23 protein-coding genes are annotated in these 18,376 nt (G+C 64.3%); 21 read left to right on the top strand and 2 right to left on the bottom strand.

The genetic code is table 11. The features are described from left to right. The first annotated feature begins 110 nt into the window (after window positions 1-110). The 12 genes from leuB to ACOOE1_RS14090 all read left to right on the top strand — a co-directional run bounded on the left by leuB (window position 111) and on the right by ACOOE1_RS14090 (window position 7,571). The gene (gene leuB, locus ACOOE1_RS14145; RefSeq protein ID WP_420402843.1) at window positions 111-1,229 is read left to right on the top strand and encodes a 3-isopropylmalate dehydrogenase; all 1,119 of its coding nucleotides are present in this window, start codon (window positions 111-113) and stop codon (window positions 1,227-1,229) included. A 101-nt stretch (window positions 1,230-1,330) separates the two neighbouring features. Beyond that, window positions 1,331-2,356, top strand: a complete 1,026-nt coding sequence (locus tag ACOOE1_RS14140; RefSeq protein ID WP_420402842.1) for an aspartate-semialdehyde dehydrogenase — start codon at window positions 1,331-1,333, stop codon at window positions 2,354-2,356. A 189-nt stretch (window positions 2,357-2,545) separates the two neighbouring features. Then, entirely contained in the window at window positions 2,546-3,277 is a 732-nt protein-coding gene (locus ACOOE1_RS14135) for an RNA polymerase sigma factor (RefSeq protein ID WP_420402841.1), read from the top strand. A gap of 115 nt (window positions 3,278-3,392) precedes the next feature. Then, entirely contained in the window at window positions 3,393-3,728 is a 336-nt protein-coding gene (locus ACOOE1_RS14130) for a RebB family R body protein (protein ID WP_420402840.1), read from the top strand. 208 nt (window positions 3,729-3,936) lie between these two features. After that, a complete protein-coding gene (locus tag ACOOE1_RS14125; protein ID WP_420402839.1) occupies window positions 3,937-4,269 on the top strand; it encodes a RebB family R body protein in 333 nt (110 codons plus the stop codon). 91 nt (window positions 4,270-4,360) lie between these two features. Continuing rightward, entirely contained in the window at window positions 4,361-4,711 is a 351-nt protein-coding gene (locus ACOOE1_RS14120; protein WP_420402838.1) for a RebB family R body protein, read from the top strand. Between the two features lie 26 nt (window positions 4,712-4,737). Beyond that, entirely contained in the window at window positions 4,738-4,965 is a 228-nt protein-coding gene (locus ACOOE1_RS14115) for a RebB family R body protein (protein WP_420402837.1), read from the top strand. A 124-nt stretch (window positions 4,966-5,089) separates the two neighbouring features. Beyond that, window positions 5,090-5,410 carry a RebB family R body protein gene (locus ACOOE1_RS14110; protein ID WP_420402836.1) on the top strand — a complete coding sequence of 107 codons (321 nt, stop codon included), beginning with the start codon at window positions 5,090-5,092 and terminating at the stop codon, window positions 5,408-5,410. Window positions 5,411-5,459: 49 nt separating this feature from the next. Beyond that, entirely contained in the window at window positions 5,460-5,714 is a 255-nt protein-coding gene (locus tag ACOOE1_RS14105; protein ID WP_420402835.1) for a RebB family R body protein, read from the top strand. A 33-nt stretch (window positions 5,715-5,747) separates the two neighbouring features. Then, window positions 5,748-6,311 (top strand): RebB family R body protein, encoded by a 564-nt coding sequence (locus tag ACOOE1_RS14100; protein WP_420402834.1) that lies wholly within the window; start codon window positions 5,748-5,750, stop codon window positions 6,309-6,311. 187 nt (window positions 6,312-6,498) lie between these two features. Beyond that, a complete protein-coding gene (locus ACOOE1_RS14095) occupies window positions 6,499-6,930 on the top strand; it encodes a hypothetical protein (RefSeq protein WP_420402833.1) in 432 nt (143 codons plus the stop codon). Window positions 6,931-6,941: 11 nt separating this feature from the next. Continuing rightward, on the top strand, window positions 6,942-7,571 hold the full coding sequence (locus ACOOE1_RS14090) for a hypothetical protein (RefSeq protein ID WP_420402832.1): 630 nt from the start codon (window positions 6,942-6,944) through the stop codon (window positions 7,569-7,571). Here ACOOE1_RS14090 and pdxY read toward each other — a convergent pair. Continuing rightward, the gene (gene pdxY / locus ACOOE1_RS14085) at window positions 7,522-8,361 is read right to left on the bottom strand and encodes a pyridoxal kinase (RefSeq protein ID WP_420402831.1); all 840 of its coding nucleotides are present in this window, start codon (window positions 8,359-8,361) and stop codon (window positions 7,522-7,524) included. The genes ACOOE1_RS14090 and pdxY overlap by 50 nt on opposite strands. A gap of 142 nt (window positions 8,362-8,503) precedes the next feature. Between pdxY and ACOOE1_RS14080 the strand changes: the two genes are divergently transcribed. Continuing rightward, the gene (locus ACOOE1_RS14080) at window positions 8,504-9,385 is read left to right on the top strand and encodes an HpcH/HpaI aldolase/citrate lyase family protein (RefSeq protein ID WP_420402830.1); all 882 of its coding nucleotides are present in this window, start codon (window positions 8,504-8,506) and stop codon (window positions 9,383-9,385) included. Between the two features lie 12 nt (window positions 9,386-9,397). Here the strand turns inward: ACOOE1_RS14080 and ACOOE1_RS14075 are convergent, their stop codons facing one another. Further along, entirely contained in the window at window positions 9,398-9,919 is a 522-nt protein-coding gene (locus ACOOE1_RS14075; protein WP_420402829.1) for a pentapeptide repeat-containing protein, read from the bottom strand. A 697-nt stretch (window positions 9,920-10,616) separates the two neighbouring features. Between ACOOE1_RS14075 and sdhC the strand changes: the two genes are divergently transcribed. From sdhC to ACOOE1_RS14035, 8 genes are all read left to right on the top strand, one after another. Then, window positions 10,617-11,000 (top strand): succinate dehydrogenase, cytochrome b556 subunit, encoded by a 384-nt coding sequence (gene sdhC / locus ACOOE1_RS14070; RefSeq protein ID WP_420402828.1) that lies wholly within the window; start codon window positions 10,617-10,619, stop codon window positions 10,998-11,000. Window positions 11,001-11,041: 41 nt separating this feature from the next. Next, entirely contained in the window at window positions 11,042-11,431 is a 390-nt protein-coding gene (gene sdhD, locus ACOOE1_RS14065; protein ID WP_420402827.1) for a succinate dehydrogenase, hydrophobic membrane anchor protein, read from the top strand. Between the two features lie 5 nt (window positions 11,432-11,436). Further along, window positions 11,437-13,227 carry a succinate dehydrogenase flavoprotein subunit gene (gene sdhA, locus ACOOE1_RS14060; RefSeq protein WP_420402826.1) on the top strand — a complete coding sequence of 597 codons (1,791 nt, stop codon included), beginning with the start codon at window positions 11,437-11,439 and terminating at the stop codon, window positions 13,225-13,227. Between the two features lie 35 nt (window positions 13,228-13,262). Continuing rightward, a complete protein-coding gene (locus ACOOE1_RS14055) occupies window positions 13,263-14,045 on the top strand; it encodes a succinate dehydrogenase iron-sulfur subunit (protein WP_420402825.1) in 783 nt (260 codons plus the stop codon). Between the two features lie 379 nt (window positions 14,046-14,424). After that, entirely contained in the window at window positions 14,425-15,129 is a 705-nt protein-coding gene (locus ACOOE1_RS14050) for an SIMPL domain-containing protein (protein WP_420402824.1), read from the top strand. A gap of 46 nt (window positions 15,130-15,175) precedes the next feature. Beyond that, the gene (locus ACOOE1_RS14045) at window positions 15,176-15,925 is read left to right on the top strand and encodes an SDR family oxidoreductase (protein WP_420402823.1); all 750 of its coding nucleotides are present in this window, start codon (window positions 15,176-15,178) and stop codon (window positions 15,923-15,925) included. Between the two features lie 103 nt (window positions 15,926-16,028). After that, a complete protein-coding gene (gene zapE, locus ACOOE1_RS14040) occupies window positions 16,029-17,150 on the top strand; it encodes a cell division protein ZapE (RefSeq protein ID WP_420402822.1) in 1,122 nt (373 codons plus the stop codon). 135 nt (window positions 17,151-17,285) lie between these two features. After that, window positions 17,286-18,353 (top strand): hypothetical protein, encoded by a 1,068-nt coding sequence (locus ACOOE1_RS14035; RefSeq protein WP_420402821.1) that lies wholly within the window; start codon window positions 17,286-17,288, stop codon window positions 18,351-18,353. The last annotated feature ends 23 nt before the right edge of the window (window positions 18,354-18,376 follow it).

Here is an 18,376-nt window from a genome sequence, read left to right as displayed (position 1 = left end):
ACGGAACCGATCCGGCGCTCGGGGGTTTCCCAAGGGTGCCGGGCTCTTTATAAGAAGCACGCAATATCCGGCCCGTACGAAGGCCGGTCACACTAGGGTAAGCAGAGTTCATGGCCTCCAATCGTAAAATGCTTGTACTCGGCGGCGACGGGATCGGTCCCGAAGTCGTCAAGGAAGTGCTCCGTGTCGTCGACTGGATGGCGAAGAAGCGGTCCGTCAGTTTCGACCTTCAGGAAGGCCTCGTTGGCGGCGCCGCATACGACAAGCACGGCACGCCGCTGACCGACGAGACGCTGGCCGACGCGGTGGATTCGGACGCGGTGCTGTTCGGCGCCGTCGGCGGTCCGAAATATGACGACCTGCCGTTCGAGGTGAAGCCGGAACGCGGATTGCTGCGCCTGCGCAAGGAGATGGATCTCTTCGCAAACCTGCGGCCGGCGATGGTGTTCGACGCGATGGCGGATGCCTCCTCGCTGAAGCGCGACCTGGTGTCGGGTCTCGACATCATGATCCTGCGCGAACTCACCGGCGGCGTCTATTTCGGCCAGCCGCGCGGCATCGACGACCTGCCGGACGGCACCAAGAAAGGCTACGACACCCAGGTCTACACGACCCCGGAAATCGAGCGTATCGGCCGGGTCGCCTTTGACCTCGCCCGCAAGCGCGACGGCCGGGTGACCTCGGTCGAGAAGGCCAACGTCATGATGTCCGGCGTGCTCTGGCGCGAGGTCATGACCAACCTGCACAAGGCCGAGGGCGAAGGCGTCACGCTCGACCATATGTATGCCGACAATTGCGCGATGCAGCTGGTCCGCAATCCGAAGCAGTTCGACGTGATCGTCACAGACAACCTCTTTGGCGACATTCTCTCCGACTGTGCCGCGATGCTGACCGGCTCTCTCGGCATGCTGCCCTCGGCCTCGCTCGGCGCCGTCGACGAGGTGACCGGCAAACGCCACGCGCTCTACGAGCCGGTGCACGGTTCCGCGCCGGACATCGCCGGCAAAGGAATTGCCAATCCGATCGCTGAGATGCTTAGTTTCGCCATGGCGTTGCGGTACTCCTTCGACATGGGCGAAGAAGCGGACATGCTGGAACTGGCGATTCAGAACGTCTTGAAATCCGGGCTGCGGACCGCAGATATCATGCAGGACGGCAAGGCGCGTGTGTCGACGACCGTGATGACCGACAGCCTGCTCAAAGAGCTGGACAAACTCGTATCGGGATAGCCCCTCCCAACCAGCATTTCTTGAATTAAGCCGGCGGGGGGCGTAAGTCTCCCGCCGAAGTCGTTTAGGGACTTCAACAACAAAAGGAATGGACCAGAACCATGGGCTACAAAGTTGCCGTAGTCGGCGCGACGGGCGCCGTTGGTCGTGAGATGTTGACAACTCTCGCCGAGCGCGATTTTCCGGCGACCGAAGTCGTCGCGCTGGCGTCCGAGAAATCGGCGGGCACCGAAGTCTCCTATGGAGAGGACAAGACACTCAAGGTCCAGGATCTGGCGACCTACGATTTTAAGGGCACCGACATCGCGCTGTTCTCCGCGGGCGGTTCGATCTCGGAGAAATACGCGCCGGTCGCCGCCGCCGCCGGTTGTGTCGCGATCGACAACAGCTCTCATTTCCGGATGGATCCGGACGTGCCGCTGGTCGTGCCGGAAGTGAACGCACAGGCCGTGTCGCGCTACGGCAAGCGCAACATCATCGCCAATCCGAACTGTTCGACCGCCCAGCTTGTGGTGGCGCTGAAGCCGTTGCACGACCTTGCCAAGATCAAGCGGGTTGTCGTTTCGACCTACCAGTCGGTTTCCGGCGCGGGCAAGGAGGGCATGGACGAGCTCTTCACCCAGACCCGTGCGATCTATGTAAACGATCCGGTGGAGAACCAGCAGTTCACCAAGCAGATCGCCTTCAACGTCATCCCGCATATCGACAAGTTCATGGATGACGGTGCCACGAAGGAAGAGTGGAAGATGACCGGCGAGACCAAGAAGATTCTTGATCCGTCCATCGAGCTGGTGGCCATGTGCGTCCGTGTGCCGGTCTTCATCGGCCATGCCGAGGCCGTGTTCATCGAGACCGAGAAGCCGCTCAGTGTCGAGGAGGCCCGGGCGGTGATGCAGGACTTCCCGGGGCTCGTCGTGGTCGATCACCGAGCCGACGAGGGTTATGTCACGCCGCACGAATGCGCCGGTGAGGACGCGGTCTATGTCAGCCGCATCCGCAAGGACCCGACGGTGACGAACGGCCTCATCTTCTGGTGCGTCTCCGACAACCTGCGCAAGGGCGCGGCCCTCAATGCGGTGCAGATCGCCGAGACTCTGGTGAAGAACCACCTCGAAAAGGCCGCCTGATACCCTCATCCGGGCGAGTGGTCCAGCGAGACGGCCGGGCATGTCCCGGCCGTTTTCATTTTCTTTTCTGCAACCATTACGTTCACGACTCTGATCCGGTTTTCGTCCCCTATGCGACGGAATGAGTAAAAAAATACTCAGCCCGTCGCATACCGAGCACAGAACACTTTCAACGTGTCGGGGCTTCACGTGGGGACTGGTAACCAGGACAGCGGCAATGGCCGGACTGGGCCGGGAGCGGGCCTGTCCGGCGACCTCTTCGCAGAGGCGACGCGCAGCGCGGTCGACATCATCGCGCGTTCGGCCGGCGGGCTTTCCCAGCCATTTTCGGTGCGAGAGGTGGCGTCGCCGCCCCCGGCCGAATCGGCACCCGCCACGGCGCCCCCGCTGCCCCCCGAAGATTTCTGGGACCTCTGGTCGGCGCATCAGCATCAGCTTCTCAGACAATGCATGCGCCTGATGTCGGGAAACATGGCTGATGCCGAGGATGCCCTTGGAAACGCCTTGGTCCGGGCCTCCTCGCATTTCGCCGAGGGTGGCGGCGCGGGCATCGACAATCAACGCGCCTGGTTGTCGCGCCTCGTGCATAATTCCTGCATTGATTTCTATCGCGCCCGGGCGCGCCAGAAGCGTTGGACCGACGAGGTCATGGCGATGGCGGACGGCGACGATATTCCCTCGGTCCCGGCGCCCGAGCCGACGCCGGAAGAGATTGCGGAGACAGGCGAGGCCATGCGGACGCTGCAGGCCGCGCTAGACGAACTGCCGGAGTTGCTGCGCGTCCCGCTGATCCTCCGGTTCCTCGAGGGGCTGTCCTATAAGGAGATCGCCGAGCGTCTCTGTATTCCCAGTTGCACCGCCCGCAAGCGCGTCCAGCTGGCCCGCGAACGGCTGCGCCGGAACGGTGCGGGTCCAACCTGAGATTTCTTGTTCACACCTTTTCCGGGTGGCGCGTCCTTGATGTGTTCGCGCCCGGTTGAGAGCAAGGCGAGACGGGGCGGACGGTCCTGAAACCAGCAGTATTGAGGAGACAGAGATGGCAATCCCAACTCCGGTCAACGGCCAGATCACCGACTCCGTCACCCAGGCCAACGTGAAGGTTCTGGGCGACTCTCCGGCGATGGCCATGGGGGCGATCTATCAGTCGCTCGCGCATTCCACGGGTATTCTCTATGAGAACGCCGTGAGCTCGCAGCAGCAGCTCGGTATCGCTGCACAGGCCGCGACCAACCAGGGCGTGATCCAGATCTACAGCATCGACACCATGGCCGACGCGGTCGCGACCTCGAAGATCGGCAACAGCGACGTGCCGAACAACATGCTGTCGCTGCTGACCGCTCTGAAGGCGACGAGCAACGCGCCGGTCGGCTAAGGCCGCGTCGATCGCTGAAACCTCGCACCCGGGACCGGTCCGTCACGGATAGGCCCGGGGTGCGGAAATCCCAACCAGCCGAGAGGATCGGACGCACCAGCGCACCCGGTAGCAAGCCCGCGGCAATGGGGAGTGTGGTTCCATTGTACGAGCGCATGTCCACTGCCGGTGCCCGGATGTCTGCCCCTGCGGCGAATGGAGTGAAGCAATGGCAGACAATACACCGGTCAACGGCATGATCACCGACTCCGTCACCCAGGCCAATGTGAAGGTCCTGGGAGATGCGCCGGCAATGAGCATGGGGGCGATTTTCCAGTCGCTCGCCCATTCCACCGGCATCCTCTACGAGAACGCCGTGAGTTCGCAGCAGCAGCTGCAGATCGCGGCCCAGGCCTCGACCAACCAGGGTGTGATCCAGATTTACAGCGTGGACACCATGGCCGGGGCGGCGGCGACCTCGAAGATCGGCAACAGCGACGTGCCCAACAATATGCTGGCACTCCTGTCCTCCCTGAAAGCGGCCTCCGCGCCGGTTTCCTGAGGCCGAAGGCCCGGAGTGAGCGGAGGCGGCGCGAGCGGGCGACCGCCTCCCCCCTTCCCCCGCACGCGCAAGGTGCCATGAGGAGAGTGACATGCCGGAACGAACCTCCGTCAACGATCAGGTGACCGACTCGGTCACACAGAGCAACACGATGGCTCTCGGTGTCTCGCCGGCGAGCTCGGCGCTGCCGCTCTACACCTCCCTCGCGGAAGCGACGAGCGTGCTCTACGCCAACATGGTGTCGCACCAGCAGCAGAACTCCGTCGTCGGGACCTCGTCCCTGGTCGCCTGCGTCGACCGGCTGCTCAGCATCGACCGGCGCTCCGCGGAAGCGTCCCAGGAGGCGATGATGAACAAGGTCCTCGACACGCTGAACGAGATGGACCGGCGCAAGACGCTGGCTTCGGCGGGCGAGGCGGCATTGCACTCTTTGGTGAAATGATCCGGCGGTCCCGGAGGTAGCGAGCCATGGCAGAGTCGGTCAACAGCCAGATCACCGACGCGGTGACCCAGGCCAACGTCAAGGTCCTCGGCGAGGCTCCCGCGGAGGCGGTCGGCCTGTCCTTTCAGGCCCTGTCGCACGCGACCGGCCTCGCGATGGAGAACGCCACCTCCACCCAGGGCGGGATGCAGCAGGTCGCGAACACGGCGACCTCCTCGATCTGCGCCCTCATCGTCGAGCTGGCGAGCCAATGAAGCGGGCGAAAAACAGTTCACGAGACGACGGAAACACCGTCTTCAGTAAGCCGGACCGGCCGCTGGCCGGTTCTTCGACCCACGCCGGCGGTCGCAAAGCCGCCGCTCATGAAGGAGCAAGGATATGGCCATACCGACACCGGTGAACGGGCAGGTCACGGATTCCATTACGCAGAGCAACGTCCAGACTCTCGGCTCGGCTCCGTCGGTCGCGATGGGCGCGATCTACCAGTCGCTCTCCCATTCGACGGGGATCCTCTACCAGAACACGGTGCAGCAGCAGCAGCAGGCGGCGATCTGCGCCCAGGCGGCGACGAATCAGGGCGTGATGCAGATCTACAGCGTCAATTCCATGGCCGCCGCCACAGCCAGCAGCAAGCTCGCCCAGTCGGACACCTCCGACACGCTGATGACGCTGCTGGTTGCGCTGGCGGCCTTGAAATAGGCGGGCGCAGCAACGGGATGAATAGGAGTCGTGCACGGGGGCTGAACCAATGGCAGATGATACGCCCGTCAATTCACAGATCACGGATGCCGTAACCCAGACCAACGTCAAGGTTGTCGGCGAGGCGCCGTCCCAGGCCATGGGCATGGTCTACCAGTCGATGGCGCACTCGATCTCGCTGTCGATGCAGAACGCGATGCAGGCCCAGGGCGGTCTGCAGCAGATCGGAAACGCCGTCACATCCAGCGCCTGCCGCCTCATTCTCGACGCCTCGCAGGGTGGCATGGGCGCTGACAAGAAATAGACCGCGCCGGGAGCGGTTCGGGGAGAGTGAACGATGACCGATGACAGTGTGTTTGGCACGGACGACACAACGCCGGACGACGAACCCGGATTCGGAGCGGGCGGAACGGAGTCCGGCGGCTCCACGACGGGCGAGGCGGGGACAGGGGAGCCCGCGGCGTCCGAAAGCGGCGCCGGCTCATCCGGGGCGGGCAGCGGCACCGGCGGTGGCGCGACCCCCGCCGCCGCGTCGGTTCTCGCCACCACGGGTTCGGGTCCGGGCGTGAACTCCCAGATCCTCGACGCGGTCACGCAGTCCAACGGCGCCGTGCTCGGAGCCGCCGGCAGCAACGGCTCGGCAATCGCCTATCAGAAGGTTGCTCAGGCGGCCGCCTTCGCGGTCCAGGACTCGACGGACTATCTGCGCAATATCATGGCGATGAGCTCTGCCGCGACCGGCGTCGCGCTGAAGAAGATGGTGGAGAATCCGGCGACCGCCGCCCAGTACACGCCGGTCCTGACCGCGGCTCAGACGGCGGTAACCGAGGCGCAGAAAAATTTCTCGGCGGTCGGAAGCGCCGCCGGAACGGTTGTCGACGGTTTCCCGAGCGGCAGCTAGCATGCGTCTTTCCTCTTGCCCGGCCTTCGAAGGCCAGCCGACCGGGACCCCGCTATGGGGTCCTTTTTTGTCAGCATTTCAGAGTTTCCGTTCACATCTCGCTGTCGCCAGACGTCCGCATGGACGAGGCGAGCGCGGCGCCGGCCTTGCCGGTATGTCCGCTTCCTCCGGACGCGAGGAGACCGAGATGGCCAAGAAGCCGACCAGCGCAAGACGGTCGCTGCGCCAGCGCGCGCGGGACCGGGTTGAGGACTACATCGAGGACAAGATCACGGAAGCCGTCGAGCGGATCGAGGAGAGCCTTGATCCGGAACCTGCGGAAATAACCGAGGAAGAGCTGATCCTGGCCGCAGGCGGCGGGGCGGAACCGGAAGGGATGCCGGAGCCGGAGACATCCTCCGGGCCGGACCCTGTCGAGGAAATGGCCGCGGGGGTCGAAGCGGAGTCTCCGGAGGCCCCGCTCGCGGGCGACGTTCCGGAGGATGACTCGGCGCAGGCTGAGACCCGACCGAAACCGGCCGGAATAGTGACCGGTCCGGGAGTGATGAGCGAGGCGGCGGCGGTCGAGGCCGAGGCGCGCGCGTTGGAGGCGGTGGCGGCGGCATTCCAGGACGGCTGACGGAGCGCGCGATGAGCGGCGAGGAAAAGGACAGGCAGGCGGATCCGGTTCGAGACCAGGTCGCGGCCGCGACCGACGGCGCCCTGCAGGGGGCGCTCAACACCCTTGCGGCCGCGGCCGTGGAACGCGACCGGATCCTGGATCAGTTTCGTGAACAGAAGGAACGGCTTGAGTTCCAGCTGCAGCAGCAGAGGGCGCATGCGATGGACTATGTGGCGCAGACTCGGGCGGACACCCAGCAACGGACCGGCGCGCCTTCGGGCCCGCCGCCGGGACCGGGTGCCGACCCGCAGGGGAGCGGGCTGAAACTGTCGCCCGACCAGCAGTTCATCGCCGGGGTGAAGATGCTGATCTACCAGGATACCCGTCCCTACGAGGTCTCCACCCAGACCCAGACAGAGGCCGCCCTGCTGCTGCTCGACGCCCTGAAGAAAACGATCCACCAGGAGATCGGAGTCCTGTTCGTGCGCGCGCAGGCCGAGGAGGCTGCCAGGCGGGAGGCGGCCGGCCGGGAGGCCGAACCGGATGCGGCCGATCCAGGGGCCGGCGATCCGAAGCCGCAGGGGCAAGGCGCAGCCCCGGAAGCCCCGCCTAGGAAAGATCTGCCAGAGACGCCGGACGACAGCGCTTCAGGTATCTGAGAATCTCCGGAAGCAGGAGTTCCCGGCGGTCCGCGCGTTCCGTCACCCGCGTTGCCATTTCCAGGCCGCCGGCGGCGCGGGCGAAGGCCGTCCGGATCTCGCCCGACTTCACGTACCAGGCGGCAAGCAGCGCCGCGAAGAGATCTCCGGTTCCGTTGAAGCCGCGGTCGAGCCGCCTGGAGCTGGCTTCGAGACAATGTTCCGCAGTGACCAGAAGGTTGGCGATCCGCTCCGCGCGTTCCACCCCGGTCACGGCGATTGCCGTCAGTCCGTGCGCCGCGATCAGGCCGCGGGCCGCTTCGGCGATTTCCGCCGGTTCGGCAGCGATCTCCCGGTCGCTCAGAATGCCGAGTTCGAACAGGTTCGGCGTGACGATATCGGCGCGCGGCAGAAGCCTGTCGCAGATCGCCTCGGCGACCCCGTCCGCGACGAACCGGCGTCCGTGATCCCCGATCACCGGATCGAGGATGTAAGGCAGGCCGGGGCGGGCCGCCCGAGCGTCATCCAGCGCGTCCGCGGCCACATCGGCAGTGTCCGGCCGCCCGAGATATCCCGAGATCACGGCGGAAAGCCCGGTCAGGACACCGAGATCCCGAAGGCCCTCCAGTTCTTCCCGCAGTTCCGCCGCCTCGCGGACCCGGCCCCGGAACTTTCCGTGACCCGGATGATTCGAAAAGGACACGGTATCCAGCGGCCAGACCTCCAGCCCGGCGGCCTGGATCGCCGGAACGGCGATGCTGTTGCCGACATAGCCGTAACAGACCCTGGACTGGATCGACAGAATGGCCATGCGATTTCCCCGGAACGCGTGCTCGGACCTTCCGCAGATGAAAGCGCGCGGCGCTCCGGGTCAAGGGGCAAGTCATTCGCGCCGCTTGGTTTTCACCCGCTATCCTCTAGGATGGGGGCGGGGAACAAGAGGAGGTCCATTCATGGCCGCATCCGTCAGACCGCGCCGCTCGGCGCTCTATATGCCGGGCTCGAACGCGCGGGCGCTCGAGAAGGCCCGGAGCCTCGAGGCCGACGTCGTGATCATGGATCTCGAGGATGCGGTCTCGCCGGACAAGAAAGAGGCGGCGCGTGCGGCGATCGCCGCCGCGCTCTCCGAGGGCGGCTACGGCGACCGAGAGCTGGTGATCCGCACCAACGGGCTCGACAGTCGCTGGGGCATGGACGATCTGGCCTTTGCCGCTGGGACGGGCGCCGACGCGGTGCTGCTGCCGAAGGTCGAGCATGCCGATCAGATCTGGCAGGCCGAGGAGGCCTTGTCGGCGGCCGGCGCACCGGACAGTCTTTCGATCTGGTGCATGATGGAAACCCCGCTCGGGATGCTGCATGCCGAGGAGATCGCCGCCGCGAGCCCGCGCCTCGGCTGTCTCGTGCTCGGCACCTCGGATCTCGCCAAGGATCTCCATGCGCTGCATACGCGTGACCGGCTTCCTTTCGTCACCAGTCTCGGGCTCTGCATCCTCGCCGCCCGGGCCTACGGGCTCGCGGTGCTCGACGGGGTTCATCTCGATCTCGACGATGCGGAAGGTTTCGAGGCGTCCTGCCGGCAGGGGCTCGAGCTCGGATTCGACGGCAAGACGCTGATCCATCCAAAGACCCTCGCCGCGGCAAACCGGATCTTCGCCCCGAGCGGAGAGGAAATCGCCTGGTCGCGCAAGATCATCGCCGCGCATGCTACCGCGGACGCCGAAGGCAGCGGCGTGGTTCTGGTCAATGGCAAGCTGGTAGAGTCGCTGCATGTGGAGAACGCACGGCGCGTTATCGCGCTCGCCGAGATGATCGAGTTTCGCGAGTCGAACGGCTGACGCGTCCGCCCGCTAGCGGCAGAAGCTGATCGATCCCTCGGCGCAGACCCGCTTGCCGTCGATCCAGGTCGCGCCGGACAGATTGGCGCGGAAAAAGTCCGCATTTCGGATCCGGGCGCCGGTCAGGATGGCGCCCTTCAGATTGGCGGTCTGAAAGCGGACATCGGCGAGGTCCGCTCCGGTGAAATCGGCGTCGGTGAGAACAGCCTGACTGAAATCCGCGCCGCGAAGCCGGGCATCCCGGAATGTCGCGCCGGCCATTTTCGCCCGGCCGAAACGGGCTCGGCCCCGGGCGCTGTCGAGAGTTGCGCCGGTCAGGTCCGCCCAGTTGAAGCTCGCATCGTTCAGGTTCGCACCCGTGAGGTTGACGCCGGCGAGGGGATAATTGTCGAAATTGCAGCCCCGCCAGTCGACTTCGGGGCCGGGCGGGTCGGTACAGGCGGCCCGGCTTTCTCCCGGCTGGAGCAGGATCGTCGCGAACAGTGCGGTCAATGCGGAAAACAGCAGAAGCGTGGATCGGGCCTTTTCAATCACGGGTCGGTGCATCCAGCTGGTTTCTCGAAAGCGCGCGGCGCTACCGTACCAGATGAACCGGCTGATTCCATCTACCACTTCGTCGCGGATTCAAAAGCTTGCGTGAGTCAGCGGTTTGCCGCCGCGCCGCGCTGCCCGCGCGGCGGATACGAACGGGCCGCGTGTCAGAAACACGCGGCCCGTCGGACAGGGGAGGGAGACGCCGATAGTGACCAATGCGACTGTCTTGGCACGGACTCCGCCGGTATATCTGATGACGTCCCGTCCGCCGACCCCTGAAGCAGGGGAAAGGCGGACAATGCTCCCATGTCTTGAATAAAACCATCGCTCTTTTTTGATCCTCAATCAATAAAAAAAATTCCAAACCTTCATGATTTCGCAGAAAAATCCTTATTCACAGTAAATACAAAATAATCAACAAAAATTCGGTGCGCTCTTTGTTTGTCGTTGTGGAAAAATTTGCCGCCAATTATCTGGAATTGCGCGATATTTTTGCGGTTTTCGTATTCATCCACAGCTTGTCCACATGAAGTTCAGGCACCGGCCGGGATAAATTTCACGGCCTGTGTATAAACGTGCAAGAAAGCCGGTGTGGAGGGCTGGACAGCAGCGCCGCGTGATCAAAATCAATTGAGGTCTTGTTCGCGCTGCAATATGGTGCGGCCACATTTATGAAGTTCCTCAGGAAAGGTGCGCTATGAGCGTTTCCAATCGCCCTCTTTCCCCGCATCTTCAGATCTACAGACTGCCTCTCACCGCGATTACGTCGATTTTGCACCGCGCCACGGGTGTCGCGCTCGGGATCGGAACGTTGTTTCTCGTCTGGTGGCTGATGGCGACCGCAACCGGGGGGAGCTATTTCGATTTTGTGCAGAGCATCATGGGGTCCTGGATCGGCCTGCTGATCCTGTTCGGCTTTTCCTTTGCCCTCTTCTTCCACCTCTGCAACGGCATCCGCCATCTCTTCTGGGATGCGGGTCATGGCTTCGAAATCGCCACGGCGGAAATGGGTACGAAGCTGGTTATCGCCGCGTCGGCGGTGCTGACCGTTCTGGCCTGGCTGCTCGCCTGCGTCCTCTAAGGGACCGGGCCAAAAATAAAGACTCTAACGAGAGGCTGGTTATGACTGACAACTCCATGCGTACGCCGATCGGTCGTGTGCGCGGCCTTGGCAGCGCCAAGGCCGGAATGCATCACTGGTGGATGCAGCGGATCACGGCCATTGCGCTAATCCCGCTGACCATTTGGTTCGTGGCGTCCCTGATCTCGCTCGCCGGCGCGGGATACGAAGAGACCGCCGCCTGGCTCGGCTCGCCCCTTGTCGCCGTTCTGATGATCTCGCTGATTATCGCGACCTTTTATCACGCCGCCCTCGGTTTGCAGGTCGTGATCGAGGACTACGTTCATCACGAAGGCGCAAAGCTCGCGCTGCTGCTCGGCGTCAAGCTGCTCGCCGCCCTTCTTGCAATCGCCGCGCTCTTCGCGGTGCTGAAACTCGCGTTCGGAGGCTGAACTCCATGGAGTCCTACGAGATCATCGACCACACCTACGACGTTGTCGTCGTGGGGGCCGGCGGGGCCGGCCTGCGCGCCACCTTCGGCATGGCGCAGGAAGGTCTGAAGACGGCCTGTATCACCAAGGTCTTTCCGACCCGCTCCCATACCGTTGCCGCGCAGGGCGGCGTCGGTGCCGCGCTCAACAATATGGGCGAGGGCGATAACTGGAAATTCCACATGTACGACACCGTCAAGGGGTCGGACTGGCTGGGCGATCAGGACGCGATCGAGTATATGTGCCGCAACGCCATCCCCTCGATCATCGAGCTTGAGCATTTCGGCGTGCCGTTCTCGCGGACGGAAGAAGGCAAGATCTACCAGCGCCCGTTCGGCGGCCACACGCTGGATTTCGGCAAGCGCATGGCGAAGCGCGCCTGCGCGGCGGCGGACCGGACCGGCCACGCCATCCTGCACACGCTCTACCAGCAGAGCCTGCGCGCCAATGCCGAGTTCTATATCGAGTATTTCGCCATAGACCTGATCATGGACGATGAGGGTGCCTGCCGCGGGGTGATGGCGATCGATCTCGCGACCGGTCAGATTCACCGCTTCCGCGCCCATCAGACGGTGCTGGCGACCGGCGGCTACGGCCGCGCCTACTTCTCCTGCACCTCCGCTCACACCTGCACCGGCGACGGCGGCGGCATGGTGGTGCGTGCGGGTCTGCCGATGCAGGATCTGGAATTCGTCCAGTTCCACCCGACCGGGATCTACGGCTCCGGCTGCCTGATCACCGAGGGCGCGCGCGGCGAGGGCGGTTACCTGACCAACTCCGAGGGCGAGCGCTTCATGGAGCGCTATGCGCCGACCGCCAAGGACCTGGCCTCGCGCGACGTCGTCAGTCGCGCCATGACCATCGAGATCAACGAGGGCCGCGGCGTCGGGCCCGAGAAGGATCACATCTTCCTGCATCTCGAGCATCTCGATCCCGACGTGCTGGCACTGCGCCTGCCGGGCATTTCGGAGACGGCAAAGATCTTCGCCGGCGTCGATGTGACCAAGGAGCCGATTCCGGTGCTGCCGACCGTGCACTACAACATGGGCGGCATTCCGACGAACTATCACGGCGAGGTGCTGTCGCCGACGAAGGACGATCCGGATCGCGTCTGCCCGGGCCTGATGGCGATCGGCGAGGCGGCCTGCGTTTCCGTGCACGGCGCCAACCGTCTCGGTACCAATTCGCTGCTCGACATCGTCGTGTTCGGCCGCGCCGCTGCCTTCCGGGCGAAGGAAACCGTCCGTCCGGGCGAGCCGCACAAGCCGCTGCCGTCCGACGCGGGTGAGTTCGCCATCGCGCGTCTCGACAAGATGCGTCACGCCAAGGGCGGAACCAGGACCGCCGAGATCCGGCTCGACATGCAGCGTGCCATGCAGCAGCACGCGGCGGTGTTCCGCACCACCGACCTGATGCAGGACGGCGTGAAGAAGATCCAGGACGTGGCGGGTGCGCTGCCGGATATCGGCATTGCCGACCGCTCGCTGATCTGGAACTCGGATCTGGTCGAGGCCCTCGAACTGGAAAACCTGATGACCCAGGCGGTGATCACGCTGACCTCCGCGGACCTGCGCCACGAGAGCCGCGGCGCCCATGCCCATGAGGATCATCCGGACCGCGACGACGAGAACTGGATGAAGCACACGGTCATGTGGCTCGACGACAAGTACAAGCACGAGGTGATGTATCGCGACGTGCACATGTACACGCTGTCGAACGAGGTCGAGGTCGTGCCGCCGGTGGCGCGCGTCTACTGATCGCGAGAGAACAAAGAAAAGATCGGAAGTGAGAGATGGCTGAATTTTCTTTGCCGGCGAACTCGAAGGTCAAGATCGGCAACACGCACAAGGCGCCGGAAGGCGCGAAGCGGGTCAAGGCCTTCAAGATCTATCGCTATGATCCGGACAGCGGCCAGAATCCGCGGGTCGATACTTACGAGATCGACCTCGACGAGTGCGGCCCGATGGTCCTGGACGCGCTGATCAAGATCAAGAACGAGGTCGACACCACGGTCACCTTCCGCCGCTCCTGCCGCGAGGGTATCTGCGGCTCCTGCGCCATGAACATTGACGGCACCAACACGCTGGCCTGCCTGAAGAGCATCGACGAGGTGAAGGACGACGTGAAGATCTACCCGCTGCCGCACATGCCGGTGGTGAAGGATCTGGTGCCCGACCTGACCCGGCCCTACGCGCAGCTCGCCTCGATCGAACCGTGGCTGAAGACCAAGTCGCCGCTGCCGCCGGTCGACGAGGAGCGGCGCCAGAGCCCAGAGGAGCGCGAGAAGCTCGACGGTCTCTGGGAATGCGTGCTGTGTTTCTGCTGCTCGACCTCCTGCCCGAGCTACTGGTGGAACGGCGACCGCTATCTCGGCCCGGCCGTTCTGCTGCAGGCCTATCGCTGGATTGCGGACAGCCGCGACGAATATACGGGCGAGCGGCTGGACCAGCTGGAGGATCCGTTCCGGCTCTACCGCTGCCACACCATCATGAACTGCACGAAGACCTGCCCGAAGGGACTGAACCCGGCCAAGGCGATCGGCGAGATCAAGAAGCTGATGGTCCAGCGCATGTAATGCCGCGGGGACCGCTGGCGCAGAGAAAACGGCCGCTGGAATCAGCGGCCGTTTCAATTTCAGGCTTGTCCTTCCGGCGGTGTCGTCAGGACGAGACCGACGAACTGTGCTTTGCCGAACTGCAATCGCCTCCGGCATAGGCCGCCGGGGCCGTAAAGGCGGCCACGGCCGCCAGCAGCACGAGCATTCCGATCAGCTTACGCATTTCTGAACCTCCACGGTCAGTTGCGAGACCAACTTAACGTGATTCGAGGTGGTGAACCAGTCGCGAATGCGTGAAAGCACCACGCACGGTGGAACCAATGTGACCCTTGCGTCATTTTACCGACGCAATTCGCGGCGATGCTGCGCCCGTGCAAATCAATTCCGGAGTCAGACCATGATCCGATACTGCCTTTCCCTCGCCCTTGCGGTGCTGATGCTCTTCGCCGCGCCCCAGGTGGTGCACGCGGACACGGTGCGCGACGACATCGTTACCCTGGACCTTAGCCTGGAGAAATGGGTGGAGACGGACTCCGCGACCGTCACCGTGGCGGCCGACCTCGCGGTCAAGTCCGGCGGATTCGGTGCCGCGCGGCTGGCGGTGAGGCATGATCTGGCGAAAATATCCGCCAAGGCGTCCTGGCGTCTGGTCGGCTACAACCGGCTGCGCGACGAGGCCGGTTTCGAGCGCTGGCGGATCACCGCCGAGGCGCGCCTGCCGAGCGCCGAGCTCGGCGGTCTCGGCGCCGGGGTGAAAGCCCTTGGCGAGGCCGGACGCAGCTATGCGGTGCAGGGCATCGATTTCACCCCGACCCTGGCCGAGCGCGAAGCGGCCATGGCGGAGCTGAGAGCCGAGATCTACAGGAGCGCGGCGGACGAGCTGGCCCGTCTGAAGGCGATCTATCCCGACCGCGGCTACCGGGTCGCCGCGATCAATTTCCAGACCGGCGGCATGCCGCGCCCGATGCCGGCGCAGATGATGCGCGCCGAAGCCGCGCCGAAACTCATGGCGGACGGCGGCATGGCGGGAGACACCGTGGCCCAGAAGGCCGAACTGCGTGCCTCCGTCCGATTTGCAGCCGAGGTTCGCTCCGGGGATTGAACCGCGTTAAGATCCCCTCCAAAGATCTTCAACGGGGGGAACCGGCATGAGTAAGGGACTTTGCATCGTCACCGGCGCGAGCCGCGGGATCGGGGCGGCGACAGCGATCCGCGCCGCGCGGGACGGCTGGGATGTCGCCGTCAACTACCTCGGCAACGAGGCGGCGGCGCGGGCCGTCGCCGCCAAGGTGGAGGCCGAGGGGCGGCGCGCCGTGGTGATCCAGGGCGATACCAGCAGGGAAGCGGATATCGTCCGCCTGTTCGACGAAGCGGAGGCGGCGCTCGGTCCGGTCCGCGGTCTCGTCAATAACGCCGGGATCACCGGCAGGATCTCCCAGGTGCGCGACATGAGCGCCGAGGCCGTCGCGGAGGTGATGAACCTGAACGTCGTCGGCCTGATCCTCTGCTGCCGCGAGGCGGCGCGCCGGATGTCGGTCGAGGCCGGCCATCAGGGCGGTGCCGTCGTCAATCTCTCCTCGATCGCCGCCCGTCTCGGCGCGCCGAACGAGTTCACCCATTATGCCGCCTCAAAGGGGGCGGTGGATTCCTTCACCATCGGCTTCGCGCGCGAGGTGATCGGCGACGGTGTCCGCGTCAACGCGGTCGCGCCCGGGATGATCGATACCGACATTCATGCCAGTGCCGGCGCACCGGATCGCGCGGCCCGGCTCGGCCCGACCACGCCGATCGGGCGCTCGGCGGCGCCGGAGGAGGTCGCCGAGGCGATCGTCTGGTTGCTGAGCGGGGCCGCGGGCTATTGTGCCGGTTCCATCCTCGAGGTTTCCGGCGGGCGCTGACATGGCCGCGCGTCCGGCGCCGGCTTGACCTCGAAAGCCAAAAGCGCGAGTTCTTGGCGCCGAGGGGCCGGGTTCCGGGCCCATCCGACAGGAGATTGGCACAGTGAATCACGAAGGGCCGCTGGCCCGGTACGAAGCCCTTGTCGCGGACGGTTCCATCGCGAAGGATCCGGCGCAGGAAGCCGCCGCGGCGAAGCTGCAATGGCTGCACGACCAGCTGGTCGACTACCGGCCGCCGCAGGCCAAGACCGGCTGGACCGCGAAGCTCGGTTTCGCCCGCAGAAAGCCCACCAACCCGCCGAAGGGGCTCTATATCTACGGCTCGGTCGGGCGCGGTAAATCCATGCTCATGGACCTGTTCTTCGAAGGCGCCCAGGTCGAGCGCAAGCGCCGGGTCCATTTTCATGAATTCATGCGCGAGGCGCATGACCTGATTCATCAGTGGCGCCAGGAGAACAAGGTCTCCAAGACGGCCGAGCCGATCCGCCCGACGGCGCAGAAGCTCGCCGACAGAGCCTGGCTGCTCTGTTTCGACGAGTTCGAAGTGCGCGACATCGCCGACGCGATGATCGTCTCGCGCCTGTTCTTCGCCATGTTCGAGCTCGGCGTCGTGGTCGTCGCGACCTCCAACCGTGCGCCGGACGAACTCTACAAGGACGGGCTGCAGCGCGACCTGTTCCTGCCCTTCATCGGCATTCTGAAAGCGCGGCACGAGGTTTTCCATCTTGACGACGGGGAAGATTACCGGCTCGGCCGGCTGCGCGGGAAAACGGTTTATCACGTGCCGAACGGCCCGGACGCGGACGCGGCCCTGGACGAGGCCTTCGCCGACCTGACCGACGCAACGCCCGAACCGGATGCGATCGAGCGCAAGGGCCGGAGAATTCACGTGCCTTCGGCAGCGGCCGGAGTCGCGCGGTTTGGTTTCCGCGACCTCTGCGACCAGCCGCTCGCGGCCGCCGACTTTCTCGCCGTGGCCGAGCGTTTCCACACGGTGATCCTTTCCGATATCCCGGTTCTCGGGGCGGCGAACCGGGACCAGGCGCGCCGGTTCATGACCTTGATCGATGCGCTCTACGATCAGGGCGTGCGCCTGATCGCCTCGGCCGAGACCACTCCGGAGAAGCTCTATGACGGCGAGGACTGGGGCTTCGAGTTCGACCGTACGATTTCACGCCTGATGGAAATGCAGTCGTCGGACTATTTCGAGTCCCGGCGCCGCTGAACTGCGGGAATAGGCGGTGGCGCAAGAGGTTGTTCGTTATTTAGAAAAATGCATAAATTTAAATTGTAATCTTAAGAGTAACTTAAGATAGCGCGTGGTAAATCGCACGGCGGGCAGAACGCTCCGGAAAAAGAAATGATCCCCCGGGAGAGTGTCATCGCTTATGCCTTCGATTTTTCCGCCGAGCGAACTCCGCTGGTGCCGGACCGCGATCAGGATTCCCTGCACACGCTTGATTGCGCAATCCTTCCGCTGCGCAGCAAGGGCGCCCGGAAACTCCGGCTGATCAAGAATGTCCGCATGGAAACGAGGATCGAGCTGTATCGCGAGACCGGCATGGGAAGCGGCCAGGTCGCGATCGACGAACTCCCGGACTTCGTGGCCGCGACGGACGAACTCGTGCATCACGATATTCCGATGCTGGAGAAGATCGGAGAGATGGAGAGCTTCGATCCATATTCCCTCCGCCGCGGCCTGCGCGCCGCCGGGATCGTCATTGAGGACATGTCGGCCTTTTCCCTGAGCGCGGCCAAGAAACGCGAGCTGCAGCCCCACATGCGAAATCTGACCCGTCCGCTGGTCCAGTATGTGTTCGGGGCGAATGAGATCGAGCTGGACGACCCGCAGGCGATTCGGGAGATCCTCGATCAGGCCGAAGGTATTGCCGTCCGGATGCGGCTGGAACGCCTTGCCGCGTCACTGCAGACCAGTACCGACAATCTTCCCGAAATGCTGGAAGACTATGGTGATGTCTTCCTCTCTCTCGGCTTCTACAAGCAGCATGTGTCCGACCTCGTGCCGCGGATCGGCCTGCTGCAGGACTGGATCGACGAGGCCCGGCGGCCGGCCCATATCGGCAACGATCCCGTAATGGGGCCGGCGCTGGAAAAGACCGTGAGCGTGCTCGGCGCATTGTCGAAATCGCTGACCACACGATTCAGGAATTTCGACACCAAGACGCAGATCCGTTGGGAACGGGTCACCGTCTCGACCTTCAACCAGGTACGGACACTGATCTCCGACCACCAGGCCAGCCTGGCTGCTGTGCTGTGCGGCCTGTTGGTGAAAGTCTACGAGTGGGAGCAGCGCTTTCCCGGCGGTGGCGGCAGCCTCGAGCGCCGGGCGGAATTCGTGATGGCCGATCTCCGCTCCGGCCTCGACCGCCTGGCCGCAATCGAACGCAAGGCCGCGACCTTCGCCTGATCGGCGCACGCCATTCTACGCGG

The organism is Nisaea sp. (genome assembly GCF_965216895.1).
In the GTDB taxonomy this organism is placed as follows: Bacteria; Pseudomonadota; Alphaproteobacteria; order Thalassobaculales; family Thalassobaculaceae; genus Nisaea.
The sequence above is the reverse complement of the archived record's forward strand: the minus strand, read 5'-3'. Positions and strand labels throughout refer to the sequence as shown.